The organism is Aliamphritea ceti (assembly GCF_024347215.1).
GTDB classification, from domain to species: Bacteria; Pseudomonadota; Gammaproteobacteria; order Pseudomonadales; family Balneatricaceae; genus Amphritea; species Amphritea ceti.
The window spans coordinates 3,359,318-3,373,963 of the sequence record NZ_AP025282.1 but is presented as its reverse complement, the minus strand read 5'-3'; the positions used below and the strand labels follow the sequence as shown (position 1 = coordinate 3,373,963).

13 protein-coding genes are annotated in these 14,646 nt (G+C 46.6%); 10 read left to right on the top strand and 3 right to left on the bottom strand.

From position 1 onward, the window contains the following. Positions 1-26 precede the first annotated feature (26 nt). From OCU49_RS15535 to OCU49_RS15505, 7 genes are all read left to right on the top strand, one after another. A complete protein-coding gene (locus OCU49_RS15535; RefSeq protein ID WP_261841469.1) occupies positions 27-1,520 on the top strand; it encodes a CoA-acylating methylmalonate-semialdehyde dehydrogenase in 1,494 nt (497 codons plus the stop codon). A gap of 90 nt (positions 1,521-1,610) precedes the next feature. Beyond that, positions 1,611-2,768, top strand: a complete 1,158-nt coding sequence (locus OCU49_RS15530) for an acyl-CoA dehydrogenase family protein (RefSeq protein WP_261841468.1) — start codon at positions 1,611-1,613, stop codon at positions 2,766-2,768. 26 nt (positions 2,769-2,794) lie between these two features. Then, positions 2,795-3,571: an enoyl-CoA hydratase gene (locus OCU49_RS15525; protein ID WP_261845246.1), complete on the top strand. Its 777-nt coding sequence runs from the start codon at positions 2,795-2,797 to the stop codon at positions 3,569-3,571. Between the two features lie 10 nt (positions 3,572-3,581). After that, a complete protein-coding gene (locus OCU49_RS15520) occupies positions 3,582-4,679 on the top strand; it encodes an enoyl-CoA hydratase/isomerase family protein (protein WP_261841467.1) in 1,098 nt (365 codons plus the stop codon). A 53-nt stretch (positions 4,680-4,732) separates the two neighbouring features. After that, entirely contained in the window at positions 4,733-5,623 is an 891-nt protein-coding gene (mmsB, locus tag OCU49_RS15515; protein ID WP_261841466.1) for a 3-hydroxyisobutyrate dehydrogenase, read from the top strand. A 133-nt stretch (positions 5,624-5,756) separates the two neighbouring features. Continuing rightward, positions 5,757-7,658, top strand: coding sequence for a propionyl-CoA synthetase (locus OCU49_RS15510; protein ID WP_261841465.1), 1,902 nt, complete (start codon positions 5,757-5,759; stop codon positions 7,656-7,658). A 77-nt stretch (positions 7,659-7,735) separates the two neighbouring features. Beyond that, positions 7,736-8,497 carry an SDR family oxidoreductase gene (locus tag OCU49_RS15505; protein ID WP_261841464.1) on the top strand — a complete coding sequence of 254 codons (762 nt, stop codon included), beginning with the start codon at positions 7,736-7,738 and terminating at the stop codon, positions 8,495-8,497. A 104-nt stretch (positions 8,498-8,601) separates the two neighbouring features. Here the strand turns inward: OCU49_RS15505 and OCU49_RS15500 are convergent, their stop codons facing one another. Next, the gene (locus OCU49_RS15500) at positions 8,602-9,012 is read right to left on the bottom strand and encodes a RidA family protein (protein WP_261841463.1); all 411 of its coding nucleotides are present in this window, start codon (positions 9,010-9,012) and stop codon (positions 8,602-8,604) included. A 243-nt stretch (positions 9,013-9,255) separates the two neighbouring features. Here OCU49_RS15500 and soxR point away from each other — a divergent pair, with 243 nt between their 5' ends. Beyond that, on the top strand, positions 9,256-9,711 hold the full coding sequence (gene soxR / locus OCU49_RS15495) for a redox-sensitive transcriptional activator SoxR (protein WP_261841462.1): 456 nt from the start codon (positions 9,256-9,258) through the stop codon (positions 9,709-9,711). 283 nt (positions 9,712-9,994) lie between these two features. On the opposite strand, the gene OCU49_RS15490 is transcribed toward soxR, so the two are convergent. After that, positions 9,995-10,324 (bottom strand): Imm63 family immunity protein, encoded by a 330-nt coding sequence (locus tag OCU49_RS15490; RefSeq protein ID WP_261841461.1) that lies wholly within the window; start codon positions 10,322-10,324, stop codon positions 9,995-9,997. A 547-nt stretch (positions 10,325-10,871) separates the two neighbouring features. Next, positions 10,872-11,453 (bottom strand): NAD(P)H-dependent oxidoreductase, encoded by a 582-nt coding sequence (locus tag OCU49_RS15485; protein ID WP_261841460.1) that lies wholly within the window; start codon positions 11,451-11,453, stop codon positions 10,872-10,874. Positions 11,454-12,468: 1,015 nt separating this feature from the next. Here OCU49_RS15485 and OCU49_RS15480 point away from each other — a divergent pair. Continuing rightward, positions 12,469-13,086: a hypothetical protein gene (locus tag OCU49_RS15480; protein WP_261841459.1), complete on the top strand. Its 618-nt coding sequence runs from the start codon at positions 12,469-12,471 to the stop codon at positions 13,084-13,086. Between the two features lie 195 nt (positions 13,087-13,281). After that, positions 13,282-14,367, top strand: a complete 1,086-nt coding sequence (locus OCU49_RS15475) for a hypothetical protein (RefSeq protein ID WP_261841458.1) — start codon at positions 13,282-13,284, stop codon at positions 14,365-14,367. The last annotated feature ends 279 nt before the right edge of the window (positions 14,368-14,646 follow it).

Below are 14,646 nucleotides of genomic sequence, written 5' to 3'. Positions count from 1 at the left end.
AATAACAAGAGTTAAAGGTGATTAGAATGACTCAGCAAGTCCCACTGCTTATTAATGGTGAATTGGTTTCCAGCCGTGCGAATGAGTGGATTCCGGTGACTAATCCGGCAACTCAGGAAGTGCTGGCACAGGTACCTTGTGCAACTGAAGAAGAAGTTGAACAGGCAATTGCAGCGGCCCGAAATGCCTTTGCTACCTGGAAAGAGACACCGGTAGGTGAACGTGCCCGGCTGATGCTGCGTTATCAGGCATTGCTAAAAGAGAATCATGATGAGATAGCTACACTGCTGTCTCAGGAAACCGGCAAGACTTTTGAAGATGCGAAAGGTGATGTGTGGCGTGGCATAGAAGTTGTTGAACATGCCTGCAATATTGCGTCACTGAGCATGGGTGAAACCGTCGAAAACGTTGCCCGTAAGATTGACTGCTACAGCATTACTCAGCCATTAGGTGTGTGTGTTGGTATTACCCCGTTTAACTTTCCGGCAATGATCCCATTGTGGATGTTCCCGATGGCAATTGCCTGCGGTAACACTTTTGTCCTGAAACCTTCTGAACAGGACCCGCTGACGCCAATGCGCCTGGCTGAACTGTTTAAAGAGGCCGGTGCACCGGATGGTCTGCTGCAAGTACTGCATGGCACTAAAGATGTGGTTAATCAGTTACTGACGCATAAAGATACGCCGGCGATTTCCTTTGTTGGTTCTGTGAATGTTGGTGAACATATTTACCGTACCGGTACCGATCATATGAAACGTGTGCAGGCATTTGCCGGTGCCAAAAATCATATGGTGGTCATGCCAGATGCACAGAAACAGCAAGTCATAAATAATATTGCAGGTGCTTCTGTCGGCGCGGCGGGGCAGCGTTGTATGGCGATTTCTGTCGCTGTGTTTGTGGGTAAATCCCGCGAATGGATTCCTGAAGTGCGTGATGCGCTGGCGAAGGTGCGTCCCGGTGCCTGGAATGATCCTGATGCCGGTTATGGTCCGCAGATTAACCCGCAGGCTAAGGCACGTATTCTCGACTTCATCCGTCAGGGTAAAGATGCAGGTGCCGACTGTATTCTCGATGGTTCTGAATGTGTTGTTGAAGGCTTCCCGGATGGTAACTGGGTTGGACCGACTATGTTCCGCAATGTCACAACGGATATGTCTATCTATACCGAAGAGATCTTTGGCCCGGTACTGATCGCGCTGGAAGTGGATACGCTGGATGAAGCCATTGAACTGATCAATAACAACCCGTATGGCAATGGTACCTCCATGTTTACGGCGTCCGGTGCTGCTGCACGCAAATATCAGCATGAAATCAAAGTCGGTCAGGTAGGTATCAACGTGCCGGTGCCTGTGCCTCTGCCTATGTTTTCGTTCACGGGCTGGCGTAAATCGTTCTACGGTGATCAGCACGCCTATGGTAAGCAGGCGGTGCGTTTCTATACCGAAACCAAGACAGTAACCGCCCGTTGGTTTGAGGATGATATTGATACCGGTGTGAATACCAGTATCAACCTGCGCTGATGTTCTGGCCGGTTCAGGGGCTAGCTCTGAACCGGTCGATTAAGAGCATAAAGATGCAGAGAAAGATGATAGCGAAAGAAGGGGTGAGCAATGGATTTTGAACTGAACGAAGATCAGTTGGCCTTCAGCGAAATGGCCAAAGCGTTTGCAGAAAATGAATTGCAACCTCATGCCGGAGAATGGGATCAGCAACAGATCTTTCCGGTCGATGTTATACGGGCCGCCGGAGAACTGGGCTTTTGCGGTTTATACAGTCATGAAGATGTTGGTGGCCTGGGGCTTTCTCGGTTAGACGCCAGTATCATTTTCGAGCAGCTGGCGATGGGCTGCACGTCAACCACTGCTTATCTCACCATTCACAATATGGTGGCCTGGATGATCAGTGAGTTTGGTAATGAAGATACCCGTCAGCAATGGTGCCCGGATCTGACATCCGGCCAGAAGCTTGGCTCCTACTGCCTGACTGAACCGAATGCTGGTTCTGACGCTGCGCATTTGAAGACCACTGCGCGTCTGGAAGGCAGTGATTACATTCTTAATGGCAGCAAGATATTTATCTCTGGTGCCGGTAGCACTGATTGTCTGGTGGTGATGGCGCGCACCGGCGGAGAGGGTGCCGGAGGCATTTCGGCCTTTGCGGTAGATGCTCATGCTGAAGGCATCGAGTATGGACGTAAAGAAGACAAAATGGGCTGGAATAGCCAACCAACCCGGATGATCAGTTTCAGTGATGTGCGGGTTTCAGCTACCGCGATGCTGGGTAAGCCGGGAGATGGTTTTAAAATTGCCATGCGTGGTTTAGATGGTGGCCGGGTGAACATCGCTACTTGCTCTGTGGGTACAGCGCAGCAGGCACTGAATCAGGCGCGGGATTACATGCATGAACGTAAACAGTTCAGCCAGCCGTTAGCGAATTTCCAGGCGTTGCAGTTCAAGCTGGCCGAATCCAGTACTGAATTAGTGGCTGCCCGGCAAATGGTACGTATGGCGGCGGCCAGGTTGGATGCGAGTCATCCGGATAAAACTACTTACTGCGCAATGGCAAAACGTTTTGCGACGGATGTTGGTTTCCGGGTTGCGGATGAAGCCCTGCAGATTTTTGGCGGCAATGGTTATATCAAGGAATACCCGCTGGAGCGGTATGTACGGGATAACCGTGTACACCGGATTCTGGAAGGGACCAACGAAATTATGAATGTGATAATCGCCCGTCGGCTGTTAGTCGAAGATGCAGCAGCGATTGTCTGAACTGATTAGGCATAAGGAAGATCATGATGACTGATGCTCTGGTGCTGGAAAAGCGCGGCAATATCGCCGTACTGACCATGAATAATCCACCGGCGAATACTTGGACGGCAGATAGCCTCAAAGGGCTGAAACAGCTGGTGGAAGATCTGAATCAGGATAAGCAGATTTATAGTCTGGTCATTACCGGGCAGGGGGATAAGTTCTTCTCCGCCGGTGCTGATCTGAAACTGTTTGCTGAAGGCGACAGAAGTATCGCGCGGGACATGGCGCGATATTTTGGTGAAGCCTTCGAGACTCTGAGCCGCTTTCGCGGTGTTTCTATTGCAGCTATTAATGGTTTTGCCATGGGTGGCGGTTTAGAAGTGGCGCTGGCCTGCGATATCCGAATTGCTGAAGCTCAGGCACAGATGGCATTGCCAGAGGCGAAAGTCGGCCTGTTGCCTTGTGCAGGTGGTACCCAGAATCTGACTATGCTGGTCGGTGAAGGCTGGACGAAGCGAATGATTCTATGTGGTGAACGGCTGAAGGCTGACAAAGCGCTGCAGATAGGCCTAGTTGAAGAAGTGGTTGAGCAAGGTCAGTCACTTGAGGCTGCACTGGCAATAGCTGAGAAAGTGGCTGAACAGAGCCCGACAGCAGTTGCTGCCTGTAAACAGCTGATTCAGAACAACCGCTCTAATCACTGGGATCAGGGTTACATTCTGGAACGTGAATTGTTTGTCGACCTGTTCTTCACTGAAGATCAGAGCGAAGGCGTGAATGCCTTTCTGGAGAAGCGTAAACCGACCTGGTTGAATAAATAAGGAAATACGCATGAGCTGTGTATTGTTTAACGAACTGACCACCGCTTCAGGCCATAAAATTGGCCAGATGACCCTGAATGCCGAACGTTCTCTTAATGCCCTTACGCTGGACATGATCGAACTGATGCTGGAGCAACTGCAGAACTGGCAGCAGGATAATAGCATTGTTTGTGTGCTGCTGGATGGTGCTGGCGAAAAGGCTTTTTGTGCCGGTGGTGATGTAGTCAATCTGTATAAGTCGATGACAGGTGATGGCGATGCGTATTTCCCCGAGCACTTTTTTACTCAGGAATATCGTCTGGATTATCTGTTACATAGCTATAGCAAGCCGCTGATCTGCTGGGGTCATGGCATCGTCATGGGCGGTGGTATGGGGCTGATGAGCGGTTGTAGCCATAGGGTCGTGACAGAGCGTAGCCGGCTGGCAATGCCTGAAGTGACTATTGGCCTGTATCCGGATGTTGGTGGCAGTTGGTTCCTTAACCGTATGCCCGGGAAAACCGGATTGTTTCTGGGTTTAACCGGCAATTCGATGAATGCTGCTGATGCACTGTTTTTAGGTCTGGCAGATCGGTTTATTGCCAGTGAGTGTCGCCAGCAGTTACTGGATGATCTTTGCAATGCTAACTGGCAGGGCAATCATCAGAGCGTTGTGGCTTCGGTACTGCGTCATCTGGAACAGAACTCTCTGGCCGACTGGCAGGCAGATTCTCCCGTTCAGGAGCATTTCGAAGTTATTAACCGCCTGATGGATCAGGATTCTGTTGCCGACATAGTGACTGCTCTGCAGACACTGGAAACCGAAGATAAATGGTTGTTACGGGCCCAACAGGCGATCAGTCATGGTAGCCCGCTGGCAATTAACCTGATCGCACGTCAGTTGCAGCGTTGCCGGCACTTATCCCTTAAAGAAGTATTTCAGCAAGAACTGGCGTTGTCGGTGCAATGCTGCCGTCACCGCGAATTTCCGGAAGGTGTCAGGGCTTTGCTGGTGGATAAAGACGGAGCCCCACAATGGACATTTAATACTCTGGCCGATGTAGATCAGACTCTGGTGGATGAGTTTTTCACCAGCCCCTGGGAAGTGAATCCACTGGCGGGTTTATAAACAGAATTACAACAGTTTTACCTATGAATGTAGGTCGATAAGAGGACAGGAAGATGGCAACAATCGGATTTATTGGTTTAGGTAATATGGGCGGCCCAATGGCAGCTAACCTGGCGAAGGCCGGCCATCAGGTTAAAGTTTTCGACCTTTCAGAAGCCGCATTAACGGCTGCCGCTGAACAGGGTTGTAATGTCATGGGAACCGCTGCAGAAGCAGCCCGTGACAGTGAGTTTGTTATCTCCATGTTACCGGCCGGTCAGCATGTGGAGGCGGTTTATCTGAACGGCGATACGCCACTGTTTGAGGTTATTTCTAACTCTGCATTGATTATTGACTCATCGACGATTGATGCAGCAACGGCTAAAAAAGCCGCAGCCGCAGCTGCTGAACGCGGTTTAAGCTTTATCGATGCACCGGTTTCCGGTGGTGTCGGCGGGGCGGTTGCCGGTACGCTGGCCTTTATGGTTGGTGGCTCTGAGCAGGAGTTTGCCCGGGCAAAGCCGGTGCTGGATTGCATGGGGAAGAATATTTTCCATGCCGGTGATCATGGTGCCGGTCAGATCGCAAAAGCCTGTAACAATATGCTGTTGGCAGTACTGATGACAGGTACTTGTGAAGCACTGAATATGGGCATGAAGAACGGCCTTGATCCGGCGGTGCTGTCAGAAATCATGAAGCAGAGCTCTGGCGGTAACTGGGCACTGAATGTATATAACCCTGTGCCGGGTGTGATGGAAAACGTACCTTCTTCCAATGATTATCAGGGCGGTTTTCAGGTTGATCTGATGTACAAAGATTTAGGTCTGGCAATGGGGCTTAGCCAACTGAGTGAGTCGCCAGTGCCGATGGGATCACAGGCCCGGGCATTGTTCAGTCTGCATAAGTCTAAAGGTAACGGCGGAATGGATTTTTCCAGTGTACTTAAGCTCTATCAGGACCAGTAATCACTGCGTCTGAAAATAACCTGTTTGTTTGTCAGCTCCAGAGCTGGCGAACTGGCTACCAATAAAAATAACAAAGCCCTTTTTTCCGGTCTGTTCTGACCGATGGCGTGCTATGGGCTTCATGGAGTGATTAATGGCAAATCAGCAAGCAGATTATGCGCTGCAGTATCAGGCAGCCCAGCAGAATCCGGAAGCCTACTGGGCGGAGCAGGCGGGTAATATTAACTGGTTCAAGCCGCCGCAGACCACTCTTGAAGCTTTGCCAAACGGCAGCCATCGCTGGTATCCGGATGGCGAACTGAACTCATGTTATCTGGCGCTGGATCAGCATCTGGAAACCCGGGGCGATCAGGTGGCACTGTATTACGATTCGCCTGCCAGTGATGTTAAGCAGGCCATTAGCTTTCGTGAACTCCATCAGCAGGTAGCGCTTTTCGCCGGCACACTTAAAGGTCTGGGTGTCGAAAAAGGCGATACCGTTGTTATTTATATGCCGATGATTCCGGAAGCCGCGGTTGCCATGCTGGCCTGTGCGCGTTTAGGTGCTGTGCATTCCGTTGTGTTTGGTGGTTTCGCACCGAATGAACTGGCAATACGTATTGATGATGCCAAACCAAAGCTGATCCTTACGGCTTCCTGCGGCATCGAATTCGATAAGCTGATTGCTTATAAACCCTTGGTGGATAAAGCGGTTGCGCTGGCACAGCATAAACCTTTGCATACACTGGTTTGCCAGCGGCCGATGTTACAGGCTGACATGGATGATCAACGGGATCTTGACTGGTATGCATGTCAGCAAGGCGCAGAACCGGCGGACTGCGTACCGGTTCAGGGTAAAGATCCTCTGTATATTCTCTATACCTCGGGTACTACTGGCGCACCAAAAGGTATCGTTCGGGATAATGGTGGTCATGCGGTTGCGCTGAATTATGCGTTGCATAATGTCTATGGTATGCAGTCCGGAGATGTCTGGTGGGGCGCATCGGATATTGGCTGGGTAGTTGGCCACTCGTTCATTGTTTATGGCCCGCTAATGGGCGGCTGCAGCGCAATTTTCTATGAAGGTAAACCTATTCGTACGCCGGATGCTGGCGCGTTTTGGCGGGTGATCAGTGAATACGGTGTCAATGCCATGTTCTGCGCCCCAACCGCATTCCGTGCCGTTCGTAAGGAAGATTCCGAAGGCCTGTTAAGCAAAGAATATGATCTGAGTAGCCTGAAACGTTTATTTGTGGCTGGCGAAAAGCTGGATTCATCTACCTATCACTGGCTGGATGATTTACTTGGCGTACCGGTGATTGATCACTGGTGGCAGACCGAAACCGGCTGGCCAATGACCTCACCTATGATGGGCTGGAATAATCCTTCAGCATCTCGTTTAGGTTCGACCAACAAACCTATTCCTGGCTATGACATTCAGGTGGTCGACGGGGCAGGTCAACCGGTTGAAGCTAATAAAACCGGCAATATCGTTGTTAGCTTACCGATGCCACCAGGCGTTGCCTGGGATATCTGGAACCAGCCGCAGCGCTTCACCGATTCCTATCTGACTGCTTTTCCGGGTTTCTACCACACCGGTGATGGCGGTTTTAAAGATGACGAAGGCTATGTCTACATTACTGGCCGGACCGATGATGTGATCAATGTATCCGGGCATCGCTTATCCACCGGTGAAATGGAAGAAGTGGTATCCGCTCACCATGCTGTCGCTGAGTGTGCCGTCATCGGCATGCAGGACACCCTGAAAGGTCAGTTGCCAGTGGGGTTAGTGGTACTCAAAGCAGATGTGGATATAGACCCTGAAGTACTGGAGGCCGAGTTAGTGCAAATGGTCAGAGATCAGGTTGGCGCGCTTGCCTGCTTCCGTAAGGCGGTTGTTGTACAGCGCTTGCCTAAAACCCGATCGGGTAAAATCCTGCGGGCTATTTTGCGTAAAATTGCTGCCAACCAGGACTATAAAATGCCTTCAACTATCGATGATGAAAGCATCCTTGGTGAAATAACCGACATCATGCAGCGTACCGGCATGATTTGATTCAGGGCATTGTGGAATAGATAAGCAGTCAGAACGAAGCTAAGAGACGTAACAGAAATATATAAGAGACAAATGTCATGCAGATAAAAGACAAAGTGTTTGTAATTACCGGCGGTGGCCGTGGCCTGGGGTTAGCAATGGCGCGTCATCTTGCAGAGCAAGGGGGCATACTGGCGCTGATCGATCTGGATGCGGGTGTATTAGACAGTGCGGTATCAGAATGCCGCAGTTTAGGCGGCAGTGCGCATGCTTTTGTGTGCGACATCACCAATGAGGCAGCCGTTGAAGCAACTTTCGAACAGATCAAAGAAACCTGCGGCGGCGTGCACGGGTTAGTGAATAACGCCGGCCTGATGCGTGATGGCATGCTCATAAAAGTAAAAGATGGTGAGCTGCAGGCCAAAATGGGGCTGGATCAGTTCCGTTCAGTATTTGATGTAAACGTGACCGGTACTTTTCTGTGTACCCGTGAAGCAGCAGCAATTATGGCTGTGCAGGGCGAAGGCGGGGTGATTGTGAATATATCCTCTGTCTCCCGCGCCGGTAACATGGGGCAAACCAATTACTCAGCCACTAAAGCATCTGTCGCGACTATGGTTGTTACCTGGTCGGGCGAACTGGCCCGTCATGGTATTCGGGTGGGCGGTATTGCACCGGGTGTCATCGCCACAGATATGACTGCACAAATGAAGCCGGAAGCCGTCGAGCGTATGGTTCAGGCAGTTCCATTACGCCGTTTGGGTGAAGTAGAAGAAATGGCCCATACACTGCAGTACATAATTGAGAACGATTTCTTTACTGGCCGGATTATAGAAATGGATGGCGGTTTGCGGATTTAATTACTGAACTCTTTTAACGGCAGATACAGTAGTACGTTGTAAGCAGTTTTCAAAATTTGTTAAGGGGATATAAGGCCCCTTAACATCCCTTTACATCTGGCTATTTAATCAATAATAGCCACAGCATCGACTTCGAATAGCATGCCATCTATCGCTAATCTTGGGACAGGAACCAGAGACTGCGCCGGAAGTGTCTTACCAAAGGTTGTACGCACATGTAATGTCATTACATCAAGCATCGACTGATCGTAATTTACAACATAGGTAGTTAATTTTGCTACTTGGTTTGGCTTCGCTTTGGCAGCTTCAAGCGCTATGCTCAAATTTTTATAGGCTTGTTCGACCTGCTTAGCAAACTCCGGAGATAGCTTACCTTCTTTGTCTTCACCTCCCTGGCCAGCAAGGTGAACAATGCTGTTTCCTCCTTTGGAAATAACCACATGGCTAAAACCATAAGGCTCTGGGTTATATAAACCCTCTGGATTCAAGATAGTTGTTTCTACTGTTGAAGTCATTGGGCTCTCCTGAGCGATCGCGTTAAACGTAGTTGTCGTTATTGCTGCTACGACGCCTATTTTTAAAATGCAATTTTGTAGCGCTTTAAATTTGAACGTAGGACTGTTTGTTAAATTTAGATATTTCATGAACCTGCTTCGCGTTGTCTTGTAATCAGGTGCGCAGTATAATTGTTAAAGTTAACTTTAAGTCAACACCTTAGTTTTATATATTAATTTACGCTCGATATTTAATTTAAAGCCATGATAAATAACAATAATTTTACTGTTGGTCAGCTATCTGAACGAAGTGGTGTCGCAACGTCTGCACTGCGGTTTTACGAAACTAAAGGTTTGATTCATTCCAGGCGAACGAATGGTAATCAACGCAGATACAATGCTTCTATGTTGAGAAGGATTGCATTAATTCAGGTTGCCCAGTCTGTCGGCTTTACTCTTGAAGAAATTACGTTTGAGCTAGCAAGCCTGCCAATGGACAAAACTCCTACTAAGAGAGATTGGGAGCGAGTCGCCAGGAAATGGCAAAAAGATCTCGATAGTAAAATGAGACAAATACAATCTTTAAGGGATAATTTAACAGGTTGTATTGGTTGCGGATGTTTGAGTATGAAGAAATGCCACTTACTTAATCCTGATGATATCCTGCATGAAAACGGGGATGGTGCACAAAGGTTAATCGACGAGGAAGGTTGCGAATAAGTCTGAATCATTAGAAATAAGTTCTGATTTCAGACGTCGTCTTTCCAATCTTTGTTAGTGTGTGCTTATGATTCCAAGTCCTTAATTCAAAAAACCTAAAGCTGTATATGGTTTAGGCTATATTTGTTTATGGGAGTACAGATCGGCCGAAAACGTATAGCGTATTCTCTGGCCTATGCTTTTACTCCGCTATCCATAAAATCGTGTGTGCTAACGTCGCAATAAAAGGCGAGCGTAAGCGAGTCCATCCCATGATTTTTGTGGGCGATTTTTAATTGCCTTGTTAAATATTGTCATTGAACGGATGCTCTTTTAGAACACTTTTTTGATGCAGTACCTTTCTTTTGGCCCATTCAATATTGAGTGTACGTAACATCTCAACTTCTTTTGCGAACCATAACCGTCTAGAATCGTTCCCCTCTACTCTATGTTCTAGTTCCCAATCTCGGGCGAGCTGTGAAACACCTCCGGACACAAACCAATAAAGTAACTCATCAGATTCCTTTGTCTTTCGGCGCTCAAATTCTGAACCTCTTTCAGTAACTACAAAGTGATATTCATCACCGATGATCTCAACATGTGGCGCTCCGCTATGAGTCGGACAATCTGGCATAAGAAAAAGGCCATTTGATCGAGGCCCGTCGACTAGTCTTTTCCTTATGGAGTCGAGTTCTTTTTGGAGCACTGAGATTCTCTTCATAGATATTTAACGCCCAAAGCAGCAGCGCGCATTAGCGCGTCCAGCCCGCAGGGCTATGCTGCCTTTGCTTGTTATGTTTTTACGCTGGATATACATATATAACCAGCCAAACCATTAGAGCCACATAAGCGACTAGTGTGAAAATGAAAAAGTTGCGTCTTTTCTCACGCTCTTGGGTTGGTATATATAGTCCCTTAAGCCCGGTTATTGGCAGGAACAATAAATACTCTAGCCAATGCTTCGCAAACATAAGTGATAGCAATACTAATAAATACGGACGAATGGGGTCACTTGGGTGAGGAAAGCTATTCGCTACTGCGCCCCCAACCAATGCGAGTACAAAAAGAGCACACCATTTTTGAAACTCAGTACCTATGAACATATATCGCCTGAAACATAACGCCTTGCTCAGCGGAAAAATGCGAGCACAAGCGAGTATTTTTTCCGATGCAGCAACTTGTTAGAAATTCGATTCTATTCTATCAACAAATTTGTTAATTTTTTCTTTGCTAAGTTTTTCACTATTATATAAAGACAACATCTTAAATTTGCAATTAGTTGCGCAAGCTCCTAAAAGTGCAAGTTTAAGAATTTTTTTCACTGGCTTCCTCAAAACAAAAGCATCAACCCACCAAGGTGAACCAAGAGTGGTTATAACTTTCATTTCTTTTAAGTTGTTTAAACACTGCTTGATTGGACCATAGTCTGAAGCATGCTCGTATGCGTGTCCTGGTGCCCAAACTCTGTCAAACCAACCTTTTAAAATGGCAGGAAAACTAAACCACCAAGTTGGAAATATTAAAACCAAGCATTCGACTTGCTTTAGTTGCTTAATATCACTATTCACTTGATGATCATCAAACATATTTTGGTAGTAACTTTCTCTTTCTGCTTTACTCAATACTGGATTGAAACCTTCGTTGTAAAGATCTTTTACAGTTACTTGATAACCTTTTTTCTTTAGATGGGTAATTGTTTTTTCCGTCAAGTATTTGCAGAGACTATTTTCTAAAGGGTGTGCTACTACAACTAAACAGTTCACTATATATCCTTATGTTTCTAACATTTTAATTCTGAGCTGGCTTGGTTTGCCATTTTAGATATCTCTATTATAGATATATAAACATATGAAGAGTAAGGAAAAATCAGAAAGCGTCTTTCATTATCTTCCATGAAAACGAGCCAGCGTATATTTCTGGGAGGCTTGGCACAGTATCCCAAGCAACTAATCTGCTAACTTATTGATAATGCAATATTTCGTATATATTTCCAACAGGTTTTCGAGCCTACCTGTCTGTCAAAACGAGCCGTCATTTTGAAAGTCACCAAATATACTGTACGAATATTCATAGTTAGGCTGCTGCCTGCCCCGAAGAAAAGCCGCTATTTATGTTTGCTTTTGGTACAGAGCAGTCAACCTTCGCGTCAACCGCAGGCTTCTGCTACGCGAACTTAGCGCCCCCCATTGGCCAGTTTTACATGACCACTACAAACGCGGCTAGGGCTGTTGGTTTTGAAAAACTCTTACCTGGTCTGAGAGCCCTTATTTAGGGCATACCAGAGACAACAGATCGGCACTTCGATCGAATCTATTCGTTAAGCTCGCGCAGTAGTTTGATGATAGAGGAGCTAGACCATAAGTACAGATTGATAAAATCAGATGAGGACAAATTCCCTTCTTATCTTTTTGACATTATAAATATAGATAAATCTGAACCTGTATCCTTTTTTACTCATCGCTTACCTTAGTCTCTCCGCAACGCAGCTAACTAATGTTGCCGCTGTTAGAGGGCATCTCGATGTACCAACACGAGGATTTCTACGGCTAGGTCATATGAGGCTGAGTAACTTAATCCACGACAAAGGAGTCATCGGGAGTCTTGGTGCTGGAGCGCAGATTACAGGCACTGACTTGCCGTACCGCAGGCAGCTGCTTGGCGCTTTGTTACTTGGCGCCTATAGTTTCGATGCATAAGGGGATTCTGTTTCATCTTTCAGAGTTGGCACAAATATTTTGTGTGTCTACCAATCAGATTATTCGTTTATGGACATGTGTAATGCCTACTATCAGCTCGACACGCAACGATGCTCCTATAAAACAAGATAATAGCCAAGGCGTTACAGTTAAGGCGGCCAGCGATTCAACAGATCAAAACGGTATCACAGAGGCATTACATAGCAATCCTCGCGGTGTTGAACTTTCTACCAGGGCGCAGAAAATTCAGAAGCTAAACGAAGAGTTTTTTTCTGCGAGACCACAAAGTGTATCTATCACGCCAGAATTTATAGCGCGACTCACCGAAGATGATTTTCTCAGCACCGATGTGGCGAGCAAACTAAGTCCATCTGTAGCTTCACCTGGTGAAAGTCCCAACAGTACTCCTGGAGAACTATCTACTTTCATAGACCGCTTTAGTAATGGCGTGAAGGAAACTGACCCCGAGAATAGCTTAATCACGACTCTACAAACGGCCAAATCGATTATTCATAATTTTGATGGCTCAAAACTTTCCTCGCTGGCGAGTGACATCAAGACCGTCGGTGCAGAACAAAATCAATACTTAAACGCCACAGCAGGACAGCCCCTGGGCAGTGAAGACAAGACACCTATTAATCAACTGGAAATGGCGCTAAAAATCGCCGATAAAACTGAACCTAGGGAATCTATCCTCTAATAAAATTAATGAGTACCTTTCGGTGTTTGGTCCGTTCTGAACTGTCACAGCCAGAATTAACGCCTTCCTCTTTAGAAAAGGTTCGATTGAAACAAACATGTTTGAACAAAAATATACTTACAAACTTCAACCGACGATTGACACTCTCGCATAGCAAGCAGTGACAATGGGTTCCCAACTTTTTTAAGAACAGAGATGGGTTACGTGGTGCTGCAAGAAGAGTTTTGGAGAAATAATATGGACATTCGTTCGACAACCCCAGCTTATCGGCTATCAAATCAAGTTAAGCAACCTCCACATGATTCTTATGAGGAAAAAAGTAGCATCGATTCTCTATTAAAGTCATTGCAAGAAGGGGGGGGACTAGAAGCAACCCCTTATAAAGGCACAACGTTCGATAACGCAGTAGAGTCTGTTCGTTTTGTGCAGAGAAATCCGTGGGACGAGTTCGTTAAAACCGTGACCATTGGCACTGAATCCCTGTCAATGCTGGACGCTAAAAGAGCGCGTCATACACTAGATGGTCACGAGAGCACGGAAAACATCAACCTGTATCAAGCAAGCATGATCGATCAGGGAAATGAACGCACTACTAAAGCTGTCGTTAAAATTGATGGCGTATTTGTGGCACTACAAACCACCCGTGGAGAAATAGCAACACCCTTTCGGCCCAATCCAGAGCATGAGCAGATAGCAGAAGCAAGTTTAATACTGCAGGAATCGCATGGAGAATATGATGTCTTTCTCGATAGTTTAAAGGCTCGGTTTGGTGGCCGCGTGTCAGTTCAAACATTCGAAGACGGCGACGGGCCTAATTATGCACAGGCTCACGCGTTGCTTAACGACTCTTCATGGGGAGACTTTGTAAACCAGCAGACAAAACGAATGTACCAAACCCAATCTATCCGTGCGACAGCATTGCAACAGATGGAACAAGGCTTAGTAAATTACAATGCTTCACCGCAAAAAACGGTTTTTACTATTGATGGGGTTATAGTTGCCAATGAAAACAAGAATGGTATTCATATTGACCAAAATAATTTAGTACAGGAAGCGAGTGTTCGAGGTATAGAGCGCAAACAGCTGGATATATTTTTTAGCCTTACTACCTATAAAGAAACTGACAGCCAAACATTTAAAGAAATGCTCGAATCTGTTTTTAACGAAGGTGTGGAAATGCAGGAGTTTTATGGCAATAAGATGCCTTCTGGTGTAGATATTACCGAAAAAAGTAGAGCACAATATATCAGCCGATTTAATGAAATTTCAAACATGACTTAGTATCAGTTACGATATTGTAAGTTTTTATATTTATATGGATATTTAGGCTCAGAGTAAAAATATTGAAATCTTTTAGGTGGGACTACTTCGCAAGCAAATGATTACACATGAAGCAGAATATACTTCATTACTGAAAATGCCAAAACAAAGCCTTATGACTAGTGTCTGCATTGTGTCGTAAGCGGCCCTCTGGCTAGCATTCCTCAAGGTCCGCTTTTGGCATTCAGCGGGCATAAGAATTCCTTCATCCAGAAAGCTCGCATATGCCTTTAGCTAAAT

What these genes read in the sequence shown, in the direction of transcription:
- soxR (WP_261841462.1), top strand. Translation starts at nt 9,256, where the DNA reads ATGATAAATAACAATAATTTTACTGTTGGTCAGCTATCTGAACGAAGT.
- OCU49_RS15505 (WP_261841464.1), top strand. Translation starts at nt 7,736, where the DNA reads ATGCAGATAAAAGACAAAGTGTTTGTAATTACCGGCGGTGGCCGTGGC.
- OCU49_RS15480 (WP_261841459.1), top strand. Translation starts at nt 12,469, where the DNA reads ATGCCTACTATCAGCTCGACACGCAACGATGCTCCTATAAAACAAGAT.
- OCU49_RS15535 (WP_261841469.1), top strand. Translation starts at nt 27, where the DNA reads ATGACTCAGCAAGTCCCACTGCTTATTAATGGTGAATTGGTTTCCAGC.
- OCU49_RS15525 (WP_261845246.1), top strand. Translation starts at nt 2,795, where the DNA reads ATGACTGATGCTCTGGTGCTGGAAAAGCGCGGCAATATCGCCGTACTG.
- OCU49_RS15490 (WP_261841461.1), bottom strand. Translation starts at nt 10,324, where the DNA reads ATGCCAGATTGTCCGACTCATAGCGGAGCGCCACATGTTGAGATCATC.
- OCU49_RS15500 (WP_261841463.1), bottom strand. Translation starts at nt 9,012, where the DNA reads ATGACTTCAACAGTAGAAACAACTATCTTGAATCCAGAGGGTTTATAT.
- OCU49_RS15510 (WP_261841465.1), top strand. Translation starts at nt 5,757, where the DNA reads ATGGCAAATCAGCAAGCAGATTATGCGCTGCAGTATCAGGCAGCCCAG.
- OCU49_RS15475 (WP_261841458.1), top strand. Translation starts at nt 13,282, where the DNA reads ATGGGTTACGTGGTGCTGCAAGAAGAGTTTTGGAGAAATAATATGGAC.
- OCU49_RS15520 (WP_261841467.1), top strand. Translation starts at nt 3,582, where the DNA reads ATGAGCTGTGTATTGTTTAACGAACTGACCACCGCTTCAGGCCATAAA.
- OCU49_RS15530 (WP_261841468.1), top strand. Translation starts at nt 1,611, where the DNA reads ATGGATTTTGAACTGAACGAAGATCAGTTGGCCTTCAGCGAAATGGCC.
- mmsB (WP_261841466.1), top strand. Translation starts at nt 4,733, where the DNA reads ATGGCAACAATCGGATTTATTGGTTTAGGTAATATGGGCGGCCCAATG.